This is a genomic window from Bacteroides sp. AF20-13LB, from assembly GCF_003603065.1.
In the GTDB taxonomy this organism is placed as follows: domain Bacteria; phylum Bacteroidota; class Bacteroidia; order Bacteroidales; family Bacteroidaceae; genus Bacteroides; species Bacteroides uniformis.
The window spans coordinates 1-13,874 of sequence record NZ_QTMH01000005.1 but is presented as its reverse complement, the minus strand read 5'-3'; the positions used below and the strand labels follow the sequence as shown (position 1 = coordinate 13,874).

12 protein-coding genes and 1 pseudogene are annotated in these 13,874 nt (G+C 46.1%); 7 read left to right on the top strand and 6 right to left on the bottom strand.

Annotated elements, in window-relative coordinates; genetic code table 11:
• Positions 1-109: 109 nt before the first annotated feature.
• From DWX62_RS06535 to DWX62_RS06520, 4 genes are all read right to left on the bottom strand, one after another.
• On the bottom strand, positions 110-703 hold the full coding sequence (locus DWX62_RS06535) for a DUF2625 family protein (RefSeq protein WP_009316581.1): 594 nt from the start codon (positions 701-703) through the stop codon (positions 110-112).
• Between the two features lie 135 nt (positions 704-838).
• Entirely contained in the window at positions 839-1,666 is an 828-nt protein-coding gene (locus tag DWX62_RS06530; protein WP_009316582.1) for a hypothetical protein, read from the bottom strand.
• Complete coding sequence (locus DWX62_RS06525) at positions 1,663-2,106, bottom strand: hypothetical protein (protein ID WP_018665640.1); 444 nt, start codon at positions 2,104-2,106, stop codon at positions 1,663-1,665. The genes DWX62_RS06530 and DWX62_RS06525 overlap by 4 nt, the downstream gene beginning before the upstream one ends.
• A gap of 92 nt (positions 2,107-2,198) precedes the next feature.
• Positions 2,199-3,179 carry an IS982 family transposase gene (locus DWX62_RS06520; RefSeq protein ID WP_034522583.1) on the bottom strand — a complete coding sequence of 327 codons (981 nt, stop codon included), beginning with the start codon at positions 3,177-3,179 and terminating at the stop codon, positions 2,199-2,201.
• 59 nt (positions 3,180-3,238) lie between these two features.
• On the opposite strand from DWX62_RS06520, the gene DWX62_RS06515 reads away from it, so the two are divergent.
• The 3 genes from DWX62_RS06515 to DWX62_RS06505 are packed head-to-tail and all read left to right on the top strand — an operon-like array spanning position 3,239 to position 6,918.
• The gene (locus DWX62_RS06515) at positions 3,239-3,787 is read left to right on the top strand and encodes a hypothetical protein (RefSeq protein WP_009017583.1); all 549 of its coding nucleotides are present in this window, start codon (positions 3,239-3,241) and stop codon (positions 3,785-3,787) included.
• A 1-nt stretch (position 3,788) separates the two neighbouring features.
• Positions 3,789-4,808 carry a BMP family ABC transporter substrate-binding protein gene (locus DWX62_RS06510; RefSeq protein WP_005832166.1) on the top strand — a complete coding sequence of 340 codons (1,020 nt, stop codon included), beginning with the start codon at positions 3,789-3,791 and terminating at the stop codon, positions 4,806-4,808.
• Entirely contained in the window at positions 4,789-6,918 is a 2,130-nt protein-coding gene (locus DWX62_RS06505) for a C13 family peptidase (protein ID WP_009017585.1), read from the top strand. The genes DWX62_RS06510 and DWX62_RS06505 overlap by 20 nt, the downstream gene beginning before the upstream one ends.
• 13 nt (positions 6,919-6,931) lie before the next feature.
• On the opposite strand, the pseudogene DWX62_RS06500 reads toward DWX62_RS06505, so the two are convergent.
• Positions 6,932-8,145 (bottom strand): annotated as a pseudogene (locus tag DWX62_RS06500) (transposase).
• Positions 8,146-8,392: 247 nt separating this feature from the next.
• Positions 8,393-10,048: an AraC family transcriptional regulator gene (locus DWX62_RS06495; protein WP_228026201.1), complete on the bottom strand. Its 1,656-nt coding sequence runs from the start codon at positions 10,046-10,048 to the stop codon at positions 8,393-8,395.
• Between the two features lie 298 nt (positions 10,049-10,346).
• Here DWX62_RS06495 and DWX62_RS06490 point away from each other — a divergent pair, with 298 nt between their 5' ends.
• The 4 genes from DWX62_RS06490 to DWX62_RS06475 all read left to right on the top strand — a co-directional run.
• Complete coding sequence (locus tag DWX62_RS06490; protein ID WP_009017588.1) at positions 10,347-10,925, top strand: hypothetical protein; 579 nt, start codon at positions 10,347-10,349, stop codon at positions 10,923-10,925.
• 3 nt (positions 10,926-10,928) lie between these two features.
• Positions 10,929-11,633: a hypothetical protein gene (locus DWX62_RS06485; protein WP_243636249.1), complete on the top strand. Its 705-nt coding sequence runs from the start codon at positions 10,929-10,931 to the stop codon at positions 11,631-11,633.
• Positions 11,630-12,661 carry a fimbrillin family protein gene (locus tag DWX62_RS06480; RefSeq protein ID WP_004318997.1) on the top strand — a complete coding sequence of 344 codons (1,032 nt, stop codon included), beginning with the start codon at positions 11,630-11,632 and terminating at the stop codon, positions 12,659-12,661. Before DWX62_RS06485 ends, DWX62_RS06480 begins: the two co-directional genes overlap by 4 nt.
• A 120-nt stretch (positions 12,662-12,781) precedes the next feature.
• Positions 12,782-13,874: fimbrillin family protein (locus DWX62_RS06475; protein ID WP_133303665.1), on the top strand; the 1,093-nt coding region annotated here is incomplete at its 3' end.

Below are 13,874 nucleotides of genomic sequence, written 5' to 3'. Positions count from 1 at the left end.
CACTACATTGGGGTACAAGTTCTTCCGTAACACAAAAAATCCCCCTCCCATGAAAATCATGAGGAATTTAAGCGCATTTGCAGCTTTGTGTCAGAGGATAGCAATGAATTCACTCATTCTTGTCATTCTGGCCCAGAAAGGCAAACTGAAGTCTCAGGATTTCATCCATCGGAACGACTTTTCGGACTCTGCTCTCCAGACTTTCCGCCTCAGCCCAAAGGAAAGGATAAAAAGCTACGCCCTCACTGCTCTTCAGTTTCGAAGCATCGTTCTGCCAGCCGTCCCATCTGTAATCGGTATAGAACTTATCCGTATCGCCATGCAGACACCAATAGACGAATTGTCCAAATTTTATCTCCATATCTTCCATCTCCAGACAGTCGGGGGCAAAATAGCCGATATTGCCGTCGTCAAGACAGATGAACAATCCTCCCAGTATGTCTTCGCCGATCACTATCTCGTTGAACGGGAACAGACTGTTTCTAGTGACAAAGTTTAGTTCTCCCGAACCGTACAGCCTTATCCAGTTGTCAATGACTATACCACCTGTGTTTTCAAGGATTGCAGCCATCAGGCTACCGCTCTTGATCCGGTACTTCTCTTTCATTGCCTGCCTTGCTGCTTCATCCAGAGGCAGCACATTTATCGTTTTTGACGAACTTTTTATTTCATCAAGTATTCTCTGAAACATTTCATCGTTCATAGTCTTTATTTTTTTTCTGCTTAAAATTCTACTTTTCATCATACTCATTCAAAATAAATTGCACATTTATCTTGAACGTTATACCCATAGCATTTGCCGGAGGCCGTTATTACTTTTTTCATGTTTCTGTAAATCTTAAAACTCCATATCCTCCGTCCATTCCAAAGAGTCCACCGGACAAAGCTCTACTTTCTTCATTTCGTACCAAACGGTCAGCAATATCCTAATGCTGTCAGGCGTATATCCCTTAACCCATGTACATTCTACAAATTTTCGTCTGCCGTCTCTGATTTCCTCGAATGTGGCATGGCTCAGCAACCCTACACGGAACTCTCCAGCCATGTCCTCCTTTCTTACTTGCATGGCATAGACTGGTTTCCCGTAGCGTGTCGTGCGCCCGTCTTGGTCGATCAGACGCTGCAAGACTTCATTGGGCGTTTCCTGACGGGCTACTATGGCAAAACGTAGTGAAAGGTAATCCCTCCACCTTTGCGGTACTTCAGTCCGCTCATTCTCCGGCGGCATTGTCTTGTCCGAAAAAGTGGGAAACACAATATTCGCCGCCACCACCATAGCCACGATAACTGCCCAATAGACTGCTATTGCTCGTTTCCAGTAACGGGGACGTTCACGGAGTTCCTGCCGGACTTCCTTGCATATCTTCTTGTCGTCAAAAAATCCCAGAGGGATGGCTGACAGCAGCACCGCCAGACTCGCCAGACCGTAGAAAACAACCTTTTGTGGCACGTTTACCAGATGTACATACCCGTCTTGTCCCCTTGCCGCCAGAAATGTGCCGGCCAACAGGACGAATTCCGGGAGGATGCTCAGGAAGTATATTCCGGCAGCAAATGCCTTTCGCTTCCTTTTATTGTTCCATTCCGTGAAATGCGCGTAGGAAATTTTATGCAGCATCACCAACAGGCGGAAAAAACGGCTGAATATGTTTCTTCTATTTGTCATTTGAGTATTTCAGTTATCCATTTCAGAGCAGTTCCTAATAAAACCATTGCGGGAATAAGAAGCAAATAGAGAGGGAAAAAGAACAGGTTGCGCCGGAAGGGACTGAACTTGCGTCCCGCATAATGCTGCATGACCGCTTTCCGCCGGGAAGGCGGGTATATTTTGCCGAACAGACGGTCTGTCATGAAGACAGAAACGGAGAACACGATTAGAAGAACGGCTCCAAACACCTCGAATGCCAAGTCATCCAGAAAATGACCGCCTATGGTCAGAACCGGCATGAATATAAAAAACGTGATACAGGCCCACAGCATATCACTCCCACGGGGTTGTTTGAAACTGACCTTGTGATAATGCTCCCATGTTATTTCTCCCAACCAAAACAGATAGTCGAAGAAATAATAATGTCGTTCTTGCTCTTTATATTCCTGTTTCTTCATTCTAAACATAATGTTCGGCAGCCAATCGCTGTTTATGGCAATCTTTTCATTTCGCTCAATTACAAATATATATCATAAACCCGTTGGCGGAATTAATTTAGTGCATACTTAATTCTGCCAATGGGCTTGTTGTTGATGAAGTTTACGTATTGCAGAATGGTAAGTGCACTAATTTTGCCGATGATTCTGGCAAACAAACCATTCGTTATTTTCGCATAGTTTCTGATGGCCAAGAACTGGTCTGTAAGTTGTGAGAATATTGTCTCAATCCTCTTTCTTGCCTTTGCAAACGGAATGAATGTCGGCTTCCAGTCCTTCTGGTTGAGCCGATACGGACACTCCAGTCTTATGTGTGCGGTTTCGAACAAGTCAAGCTGTACATCAGCTCCAATATACCCTTTGTCGCCATAGATGCTACAGTCGTGATAAGCATGTTTCACATCCTTCATATAATGGAGATCAGCCGCACTTGCCTTTGAGAGATCATAGGAATGGATAACTCCACATAACCAACAGAGAGCGTGTAACTTATAACCAAAATAATACGTGTTCTGCGAAGCGCAGAAACCGAAGTCTGGAGCTTGCGAGAAATCACCGGTACGTCCCATCTTGCATCGTTTCCCTCTTGCAACCCTACAGACCTCTATTGGCTTGGAGTCAACAAAGAATTGTTCCTCTCCACCATCCATTTCCATGGCAACCCTTTTGCGCAGTTCCTCACACAAGCCTGCAGTTTTCTTCCTGCGGTCATTGAACTGTCTCCTTGATATGAGATTGGGAATGCAGTCCTTGTACTCTTGCAATTTATAGTCGAACAACCACTTCTCACTATCAATGCTCTCTGTCTCTGCTGTCAGGGACAGTGCCACTACTTCCAAGTCAGAAAACTTAGGAACAGGACCACGGCGTGGAACATTACCCGATTCATTGACGAGATTTTCAGAGAATTGCTTGCATATCTCAAGTATTTTGACGAATTTTGTATAAAGGTTGTACATACGATGGTTTGAACTTAATGTTTTGATTGTCGCTAAGTTACTAAAAATCAACGATATGTGCAACTTTTTACTCATCTTTATCAACTTAAATTAATTCCGCCAACGGGTAACAATCAATTAAAAAACAACTTGTTATGGTAAAGAAATTTTTAACAATCATGTTTGCTTCAGTGATGGCAATGCTCGCTTTCACTGCTTACAGCAACGACGATGAGCCACAAGGACCGTTTGGAGAAAAAATGTTGGAGAATATCGACAAGATAATAGTCGACCAAGCTGATGCCGGAAATCTCTATCAGAAAAAGGATGATGCTGCCCGGTTTATATTGGTAGCAGACTCAAAGGAGGCTGCCCATGGAGTGTGTGAGAAGTTCATTCTCGATCAGTGGGACGTAAAGCAACGCACTGTCAAACTCCCTGACAACTGCGGCAGAATCTCACTCACACCCGGTTCGGACGAAAGTATCTTTTACACCGTTTCGTTCAATGCTCTCAAGAATTTCAAAGAACCGGACATGACAGTCGTAATCGTTCCGGAGGAATACATGGACGGGGATAATCTTGCTATAGACCAATACTTCCCGGCAAGATGGACTGAAAAATGTCCCAATTGTGGTCATAAGTGGAAAACATTTGCATCCGGACCATATACATGCTCCGAATGTGGTCATAAGTTTGATTAGTATGCACAATACTTTCCGCGCTATCTTGGCAATGACAACGTTCCTGGTAACAGGAGCGTTGTCATCCTGTAATCATACCGATGAGTTGGAGCCGGAATCTCCGGCACCACAGATTGTTTTTCTCTTCTCTCCGGGGGGATTGGGTGACATGAGCTATAATGACCGTATACTTGAGGGTGTTCAGAGATTCAAGATGGAAAACGGAGATATAGACATCTATATCTACTCCCCGGAATCCCTGCAAGAGGCTGAGAAAATTTTTGCGGACTGGCTTGAACGTCCCCAAAGCAGCATACCCGTGCTTTTTGTATTGGGTAGCAGTGATTATGAGCCAATGGCGGAACTTTATCTGGCAGAACACGACTTGACACCCAACAAAAGTATTCTGCTTTTTGAAAGCCGGAAACAGTATAAGGACGAGAACATCCATACCTTCCAGATTTCGATGTTCGGGGCTTCATACCTTGCAGGAGTATGTGCAAGAAAATGTTCTGAGATGACACCTCTGGTGCTGCTTGCCAATAATACCGACAGCCCCATCAACATAGCCAAGGACGGTTTTATTGCAGGCTATGGCAGCGACTGCGATGTGGAGTATCTGGCGGATGATTGGACGGGATATGTGTCGGCTTCGCTCGCTTACCGGAAAATGAGCGATTGGGCGGTTGATTACGACTTCATCTTTCCGGTGGCAGGTGGCTCCAACGCCGGTATATACCGCTACTCCCGTGAATTTGAGGTCTCACCGTACCTTGCAGGTATGGACATCGATCAGTCAAGCCTCTCCAACCGGATTACGGGTTCGGTCATTAAGCATATTGACCAATTGATTTACAGGTATCTGACGGAATGGGTCGTCACAGGGGATATGCCGGAGAACCAACTTTACGGTCTTGAAAGCGGGTATGCCGACTGGCTGGTCGCACCCCGATACGTGAATGATTTCAGCAGCTTAGTCAATGGAATGCGCCCTCAGGCTATGATTTTTGAGAAAGAGTATTATGAAACAAGTGGTTATTAAACTTATTGCACCGCTCCTCTGCCTGATTGGTCTGTGGAGCTGTTCGGACGATGAGCCTTCCCTGTCTCCTGACAACAAGCAGTGGACAGAGAAGGTTGTTGCCGTGGTGCTTCCCATGGAGAAAGGGCTTGATGTGCATTGGAAAAGGACATTGGGAATGTTTACAACCAACTTTGAGCGTGCATTCAAGAACCACGAAGCGGGTATAAGGTTAAAGTTTGAATACTACGATGAGGCAAAGACCGATGTGCGGGAACTTGCCCGGTCGCTGGCATTCAACGACGAGGTGTATGCCGTAATCGGCGGGCTGTATTCTTCCAATGCGGCAATCCTCGCGGCGGAACTGACTATTGTGGGCAAAACATTCTTCACTCTCGCCACCGCCGAACAACTGGTTCGTGCATACGCATCGACAGGCTATCTTTGGGCGATGACCGAGACCGACATTACGCAATGTGAGGTGCTTCTCTCCAAGGTGATTAACTATGAGGGTAAAAGTGTGGCACTTTTGGTCAAGGAGAACGACGGTTACGGACAAACGTTCATTGACTGGTTCGCATTTCAAGCACGCGAACTGGGCTTGGAAAACATGGGATGCTATGCTTACACCTCTGACAATATAGCTGATGTGTCTCGCCAAGCCATGCAGTCAGGTGCAGAGTATGTGATATGTATCCCCTCTGAAATAGAAGAGATGAAGCCGATGCTTGAAGCGCATAAAGCACAAAGTCTGAACGGGCGCAGTGTACCGCGGATGTTGTTTTCGGATACCGCCTACGGTGCGGATGTACTCAAGATTCACGGTGATGCCGCCGAAGGCATAGAGGGAGTCGCATTTGGTGCCGACCCTGAGTCGGGGTTTGACGTAAGTTACAGGACCTTTTTCAATGCTACGCCTACTCTTGGAGAATCTCAGCTCTACGATGCCGCTATGCTCATCGGCTATGCCGCATGGTACCAGCAGTTCAGACCGGAGTTGTCGTTACAGAAATCATTAAGGGCCGTTGTTTCGGGTGAAGGCTTGAACATGGGCAGCTGGACAGGTGAGGATATGGGGCTTGTGGTGGATGCGCTCGCTGCCGGAAAGTCGCCCTATGTCCGTGGAGCGTCAGGACATTTAAGGTTCGATGCCAAGGTGTTTACCAATGTACTTGCCACCACTTACTATAATTTCAAGGTTTACAACGGACAGTACATCATCCTTGACTATAACACCAGCGACGGGGGGAACCGCACGGATGCGACACTTGCCGGTTGGAACTGGAAAGCCTTCCGGATGCAGGATTTCGACAATTCAGGAGAATTCAATTACCCTGCACATACCGGCAACTGGGCACTCCTTGTCGCTTCCTCCAAGGAATGGACCAATTACCGCCATCAGGCAGATGTGCTCGCTATCTATCAGCAGCTCAGACAAGCCGGATATACCGACGACCGTATCATTCTCATTGTCGAGGATGACATAGCCGATAATATATCAAATCCCAACAAGGGAGTCATACAGGTGACTATCGGGGGAAACAATGTATACGAAAATGTAGAGATTGATTATCGTATGTCATCGTTGAATACAAAAGATATACTTGCCATTCTCAGTGGCGAAAAAAGCGAAAAACTGCCCACGGTAATCGAATCTACTGAGAACGACAACCTGTTCGTTTTCTGGAGCGGACACGGTGTGCCGGGGGCCATGTGTTGGGATGAGGAAGCTTACGCCATGACAGGCGATAAACTGTCTTCTGTTTTTGAGGATATGAACCGCAAAAGGCGTTACCGTAAACTTCTCATGATGGTGGAGGCTTGTTTTTCGGGCGGTGTGATGAAGCAGTGCGAGGGCATCCCCGGGATGCTGTTCGTCACTGCGGCCAACGGCGACGAAACATCCAAGGCTGATGTCTTCAACTCAGAGATGAAAGTGTGGATGAGCAACCGTTTCACCTCCACCTTTATCGAACAAATAACCGATAACAAGGAGGTGGCTATGCGCGACCTCTATTACCGGCTGTTCATCAATACTGTCGGAAGCCATGTTATGGTGTATAATGCTGAAAACTATGGCAATCTTTATTCAGCCAATATGTCAGAATTTATAAATTCAATAGTTCGTTAAAAAATAGCCACGCCTAAGCGGCTCTGGCAGTAAATAAAATGAGTTCTTTGAAAAGTTTGTCAATAACTTGCATGTCTGGGTTAATCCCGAACACGCAAATAAATCGTTCAAGCATATAAGCATTGTGTATAAAAGACTTGCAGGAGGATATGGAATAGGTTATTCCGAGCCTCTTACATGCCGCTTTGGCCAAGTTGACAGCAGCAAGCGATGCATTGAAGTGAAAATCCAACTTTCTGAAGTCGGTTGACTGACAGTTGGTGATTCCTGCATGTTGCTTACCATCTCTCAAAATTCCAATTGGAACCTGGTTCTGTAATAATCCAGAACCTCCCGTCCATCCATCGAATCGTCTGTAGAGAAGTAAAGCTGCCACTTGTCTGTCCTCCCGTCCATCGGATACCAGATGGCTAAGGAAACATACCTTTTGAGAGCTTTTGCATATACCCTCAATCCGTATAGCTTTCCTTTGTTCACCTCGTATTCCTTGCACCGGGTCAGATCCAGATTGGCAAAGTCGATTCTTCCGTCAAACCACTTTGGATGGCCACGTTTTCCTGTTTTCTGTTCCAATGTCGGATAGTACAGGATTACGTCATTCCGAAAGCGGCTGATGACATGGAAATCGTTCTCACACATAGGCGTTATGAATGTTTCCTTGGAAAAGAATGCGTCTGCAACCACCGTTCTTGATATGCTCTGTATCTTGTCTTTTCTACTGATAAGATAGCTGCTGTACCAGTCAACGAGGTTCTTGTCCATATTATCCAAGGTTTTACAATCCGGTGTCTGAATGGAACCTAAAGTCATGCATTCATGGTTGTCGATGTCTATGACACCGATGCCCATGATTTCCAATCCACGCTTGTACTCTCCTGCACAACCAGACCAGAAGTAACCTATCCAAGGTGTCTTCTTGCCTGATTTGGGGATATAGGAAGGATCGATGGCGATGGCTTTTCTTTTACCTGTGAGATGCTTGCTGATGATAGAGCCGTTGAACGCAAACCAGTCGAAAGTTTCATGCTCAAAAAGGTTACGGTAGGTCTGTTCCGAAAAACGTCCATACCTACCCAATTGGAGGAAGTTTATACGATCAGGGATGGCCATGAATAATTTCATTGCATCCATGAACGTTTTTTCAAAAGGTTTGTGTATATTCACGACTGATTTGAGAGCCGATAGGCACTCGGATTGGTATTGCATAAGGAGTGTTTCTTTAGTCATAATCAGAAGAGTTGGGAGACTTCTAATTTACTAAAAATCAACGAATTATGCAATACTTTCCACCTTTATTATCAGCAGGTTAGCACTCTTTTTTCAGTACATTTCTTCATGCTTAACCATTCGTTTTTGACAACATTTCAATGACCTCTTTAGTGTTTTCGAACCAGCTTTTGCCGGTTCTATTGTTTAACTTTTAATTTTTCAGCAAAAAACAGCAACCGTTGTTTTACTTACTTTTTTCTTCTGCTTAACATAACCGTGCATTCCGCAAGAACTTTTGTGGAGTCATGCCGTATTTCTTTGTAAAGAGACGGTACAGCGAGGTGGAGGAGATGAAAGTGCATTCTTTCAATAGTTCTTCTACACTGGCGTATTTACCCGAAAGCAAAAGTTCCGCTACATATTCGATGCGCAAATCGTTGATATATTCGCTGAAACTTTTACCTGTGAACTGACGGAACAAGCCGGCGAACTTGTTAGCAGGAATATTGAATTCGCCCATGAGCGCCTTGCGGGAGAAAGTGTTGTCGAGGAAGAATTTCTGATCAATGATTTTTACTTTGATTTGCTCGAACAGCAGTAAGTCTGGATCCTCATCGTCATTCCATGCAATATTTTCGGACAGAGTACTACGGTTTAACTTCTCAAGCTCTTCCTTATATCTCATCGCCTCTTTCACGTTGGCAACCAAAGAAATGTTCTTCTTTCTGATGATGCGGTTGTTATATCCCAGCACGCAACCAATGATAGCTAAAGCAATCAAGATGCAGATGGCTATCACAAGCTCCCAACGTTGGTGAGTGATTTGAGCCTCCTTGTCTTTGACATCGTAGATGATGGACAACTCTTGTGAGGAACTGCGCAACTCCCTTACACGCAGGCTGTCCCGCAATACGCTTAGTCGCTCAAAATAGCTTGCCGCCTTGTCATATTGTTCCAATCCCTGATATGCCATGCCGTAGAATTTTAAGGTGGAAGACATGTAGAGGTTGATAGTATCTTTCTTATGCATCATCTCTGTTTCACGTTGCTTGCACATATCCACGATTTCATCATAACGATGCAAGTCAAAGAGATAAGGCACAACCAAGTAGGCGTACCGGCGATTGATACGCCCCATCTTCTGAAATTCAGAATATGCCTCATTCGCTTCTTTTTCTTTCCCTAATTTGGAACATACGACAGCACGATGGGCAAGCCATTTGCATTTTTCTTGCTCATAGAGTCCTTCCATTTCAGCCTCGCCTGGAGTTTTGGCATACAAGTATTTCTCAAGTTTATCAAGTACTTGAAGGGCTTCCCCGTATCTTTTATCACGCTCGTAGCAGATAAGCAAATCGTTGCAGTTTGCACGCAAATTGTCATATTTCCTGTCGTAATGCGATTTCTCCATCATCTCTGTGGCTTGCAACATATAGACATAACCACGTTCTTTCGTGCCTTGTTCATGAAGGCTCTTGCCTAAATAAAATAGGGCAATCGACTCCATACCACTGTCTCCAGCTTCTTGGGCATTTTGCATTAAAAGCTTTACCGTCTCTGCTTTTCGCTTTTCATCATATAAGCCATCATAGCATGAAATCAAACGATGAAGCAGCTTCATTGTCATCTGCTCATCTCGCTTCACCGCCTTTGCAGCAAGGGCGTTTTTATAGAAGCTGGCAGCTATGATGAAGCGGCCGGTGTTATAATACAAGTCACCTTCCGTTATATCGAGTTCATGAGTAGCTTGCTTTCCCTTCTTCCGTAGTTCCATCATGATGCGTTCAGCCAAAGGTGTGTCCGAAAAAGTAAACTCGTACACTTTATCTTCTGTTATCAGGCTATCGGGCAAGGCTGACCGGTTGGCGAGCAAAGGCATCGCCCACAATCCGCAAACAAGCGAACATAACCATATTCTCATTTTTCTATGCAAATGCCTTTTCATTATACTATGTTGTTATGATTATCAAAAGTACAACTTATATCTAAAATTAAGGATGCTTTACTTCTTTTTTGGTAATATCTGGGTAAGATTATGAAGATTTGGGAGGGAAATTAATAATCGGGAATGGCAGCTGAAAAAGCGAAAGAGTGTATTCTGAGTAATTCAGTAAATCTATCTTATGTTTGTTAAACGAAACAATCGCTTGCTTGTTTATTTGGCGTTATTTATTCTTGCAGACACATACATTAAATATTAACGTTTAAAATTCCAAATTATGAATTACAAGAAAATGACTTTTAGAGCCTCGATGCTCGGTTTGATAGTTATGTTATTTGCCGGTTTAGTCAGTTGCAGCAGTGATGATGATGACAAAAATATCCCTGTAGAGGAAACTAAAGTTCCAACAACAGGGGCTATTGTTTTTTTGTATGCAGCAACGGAGGATGAACTGTCTATATGCGACATGATTGCGGAGTACACAGATGAGAATGGAGCGACTAAGACAGAAGCTATCACTGCTACAAAATGGAAAAAACAAATCAATTTTAGTAGTTTGCCTGCCAAAGGATTGATTTCCATCAAACGTACGTTAAAAGCAAATGTGGAATTAGAGAAGAAGTCTTATCAATTTAGTAGTCATTCGCTATTAATCACAGTCGCTATCTTTGATCAAAACAAAAAGACTGTTGATTCTGCTACATCTGGTAGTACTAATTCATATTTATCTGTAGGAAAAGACAAAGTAGAAGAATATATCAAAAAAGAGAGTTCTAATACTTATTATTCTTATGTTTTAGATAAGAAAAAGAATGCGCAAGATAGTTATTTCACCATCGAATATCTAAAGCAATAATACATGAGAAGCAGCATCATCACATTAGTCCTTCTTCTATCAATCGGAGTATCTTGGGCTGGAGACCGCAATCGTATCATCGCATTAGGCGTGCGCAACTTCACCTATACTCCGAAAGAGGGAAAGGAAACGGTTGGAAGCGCATTAGGCTCTATTGCGAACGTCTTGATTACTGGGCAGAATACTACACAACAACCACAATACAAGGATGCTGTTAGGGCAGCTATTGTGAGAGGATTGACTTCCGGCTTTCGCACAATCGCTACCGACATGGGGAATATTGGTGAACAAACGAATGCCACTTTTGACTATTATGTGGATGCAACAATAAATAACATTTCCACCACGACTAAAACGGAATCAATAACTACTACCAAGAATGGTGTTAACACATACTATAAAGCCATGGTGGGAATTACCCTGCAATTCAAAGATTCACAAACCGAGGAAGTGATAGCTAGTCCGATGTTTAAGATTTCCGACGTAGATGTTGCATGGATAGAAACAGAGGAAAGTGCGATTACCTCTACTTTGCGCAAGTTGTCAGCTTACGTAGGAGGATATTGTAATCGCAAGTATCCAATCTATGGCACAATAAAAGTTTTTTCTATAATTGTAATCCTAATTAAAGCGAATAACAATAAGTTGATGCCAAATCTTCCAAATCGGTTCTTCGATAAATTTTTAATAAAAAAAACAAGATTATGACAATGAACATGAGGTTTTTCATTATTGCAGCAGCGGCAACGCTATTGGCTGCGTGTACACAAGAGAACGAGGTACAGAACAATCCGGTGGAAGCACGAATCACGGCAGGCGTGAGCGGGCCGAAGACCCGTGCTGTGGACAACGGGTGGAACGCCGACCGAATCGGCGTGATGGTGGTGGATGCCCCTGGCACGACCACGACCATGGGCGGCAAGTACAAGAACGTGGGATACGCAACCACGAGTACCGGCACCAACGCGGACTTCACCCCGATGACGGCGGGTGGCGGCATCTTCTTCGAGGACGCTTTCCTCGAGTTTACTTTTGCCGCCTACGCGCCTTACGCATCGGGCGCAAACGCCTCCACCCTGCCTGGTACAGACGGGAAGATTACGGTAAATACAAGCAACCAGCCCACGACCACGGAACAGGAGAAGGTGGACTACATCCATGCCACGGGAGCCAAGGCCGATAAAGACAGCCCGACCGTCAGCTTCACGGACAACACCGCCGCGGGCGGCAGCGACTGCTCCTTCAAGCACAAGATGGCCCGTCTTATCCTCAAGGTGCAGGTGTCGAACACCGACGGTTTCGACGACACTGCCGTGCTGGAATTCGCCGACTACAAGCTGGGCGGCCTGGTTCACGAGGGAACGTTCGATGTGAAGACCGGTACCGCCGCGACCGCGGGCAGCGTTGTGAGCGACTGGATGTTACGCCAGTGCACCGGTGCCCCGAAGACGGCCACGGACAAGTGCGTGGCAACCTTTGACGCCGCCACGGGCGTGATGACTTTCACCATGATCCTGCTCCCGCAGACACTCGCCAACGCTTTGGTGCTTGAGATATCTCCCGATGACGGGGAATACCAGAGCTACTCCAACAAGGACATGATCAAACCCGCGTTGGAGGCCGGTTATTCTTATACCTACACCATCACGGTGAAGAAGACGGGGCTGACCCTTAGCGGAAGCACCATCGAAAACTGGAACGACGGTGGTAGCCATGCGGGTGATGCAAAAATGTAGTGTGTCTGAAAGCCACTGCCGTGCATCAGGCGTAAGACGGAGGCACGCCATATATAATAAATGGTGCGGCAGCCCGCGTCGCAACGGGCAGTGGCACAAAACGAAATAAATAAAGACAATATGAAAATAATAAGGAACATAGCGAGAAGGCCGTGGCCGCGCATCGGCGACTGGTTGCCGGTTGTGATGCTCATCTGTGGGGTGCTCGCTTCCTGTAGCAGTGAGGATGAAAGCACCGCGCCCCTGCCCGACGGCAAGTACCCGCTGCAACTGACGGCGGAGGTGGCGCAGCCGCAGACCCGCGCCGGAGGTAAGGATGCGTGGACGGGCGGCGAGGAGATTAGAGTGTCACTGGAAGGCGTGTTTGGTAACAAAACATACGTGATGGACGCATCGGGCAATGCAAGCCCGAAGGATGCCGATAATGCCTTCTATTGGAAGAACACCGATGAAGCCCGCGTCAGTGCATGGACCCCGGACATAGAATCGGAAACGGATATTTCCGACCAAAGTGGCGGGTACGCCGCTTTCGATGTCCTGTACGCCAGTGCCATAGGGCGTTATGACCAAGCCATAAATCTCCGTTTCATCCACCGCATGGCGAAAATCGAAGTAATTCTCAAAGCTGGCGAAGGCATTACGGAAGAGGAGTTGGAGGGTGCGACCGTCACCATTTTCGGAGACCCGCTAACGCACTCAACCGCCGGCTTGGTATCACCGGGTGACCAATCGGACGGCGAGATAAAGCCCTATTACGATGCCGCAACGAAGAAATACGAGGCGTTAGTGCCACCGCAGGATATGACGGGCAAGCCGCTCATCCGAATCAGCATAGGCAGCAATGACTTTACCTACACTCCCGAAACAGAAGCTGCCGGCAAATTTGGGTTTTTCGGTGGCAAGCGGTATGCCTACACCATCACCGTGAAAGCCAGTGGCATAGAGGTGACCGCAGCCAAGGGCGGAACGTGGAACGCCGGCGGCAGCGAGAATGTGGGCGTGACCATCACCTATGACGGCACGGAAACAGAACCGAAAATCGGCGACTATTACTACTCCGACGGCACCTGGAGAGACGGTGGCCTGCGCAAGCTCTATGCCGACGGCACGATGGAGTGGGCAGAGACCAAGCCGCAGCCGGAGAACGGTAAGAACGTTATCGCCATCGTGTTCCATGCCGGTCATCACGAAAACGATGCCTCCGATTACTCCG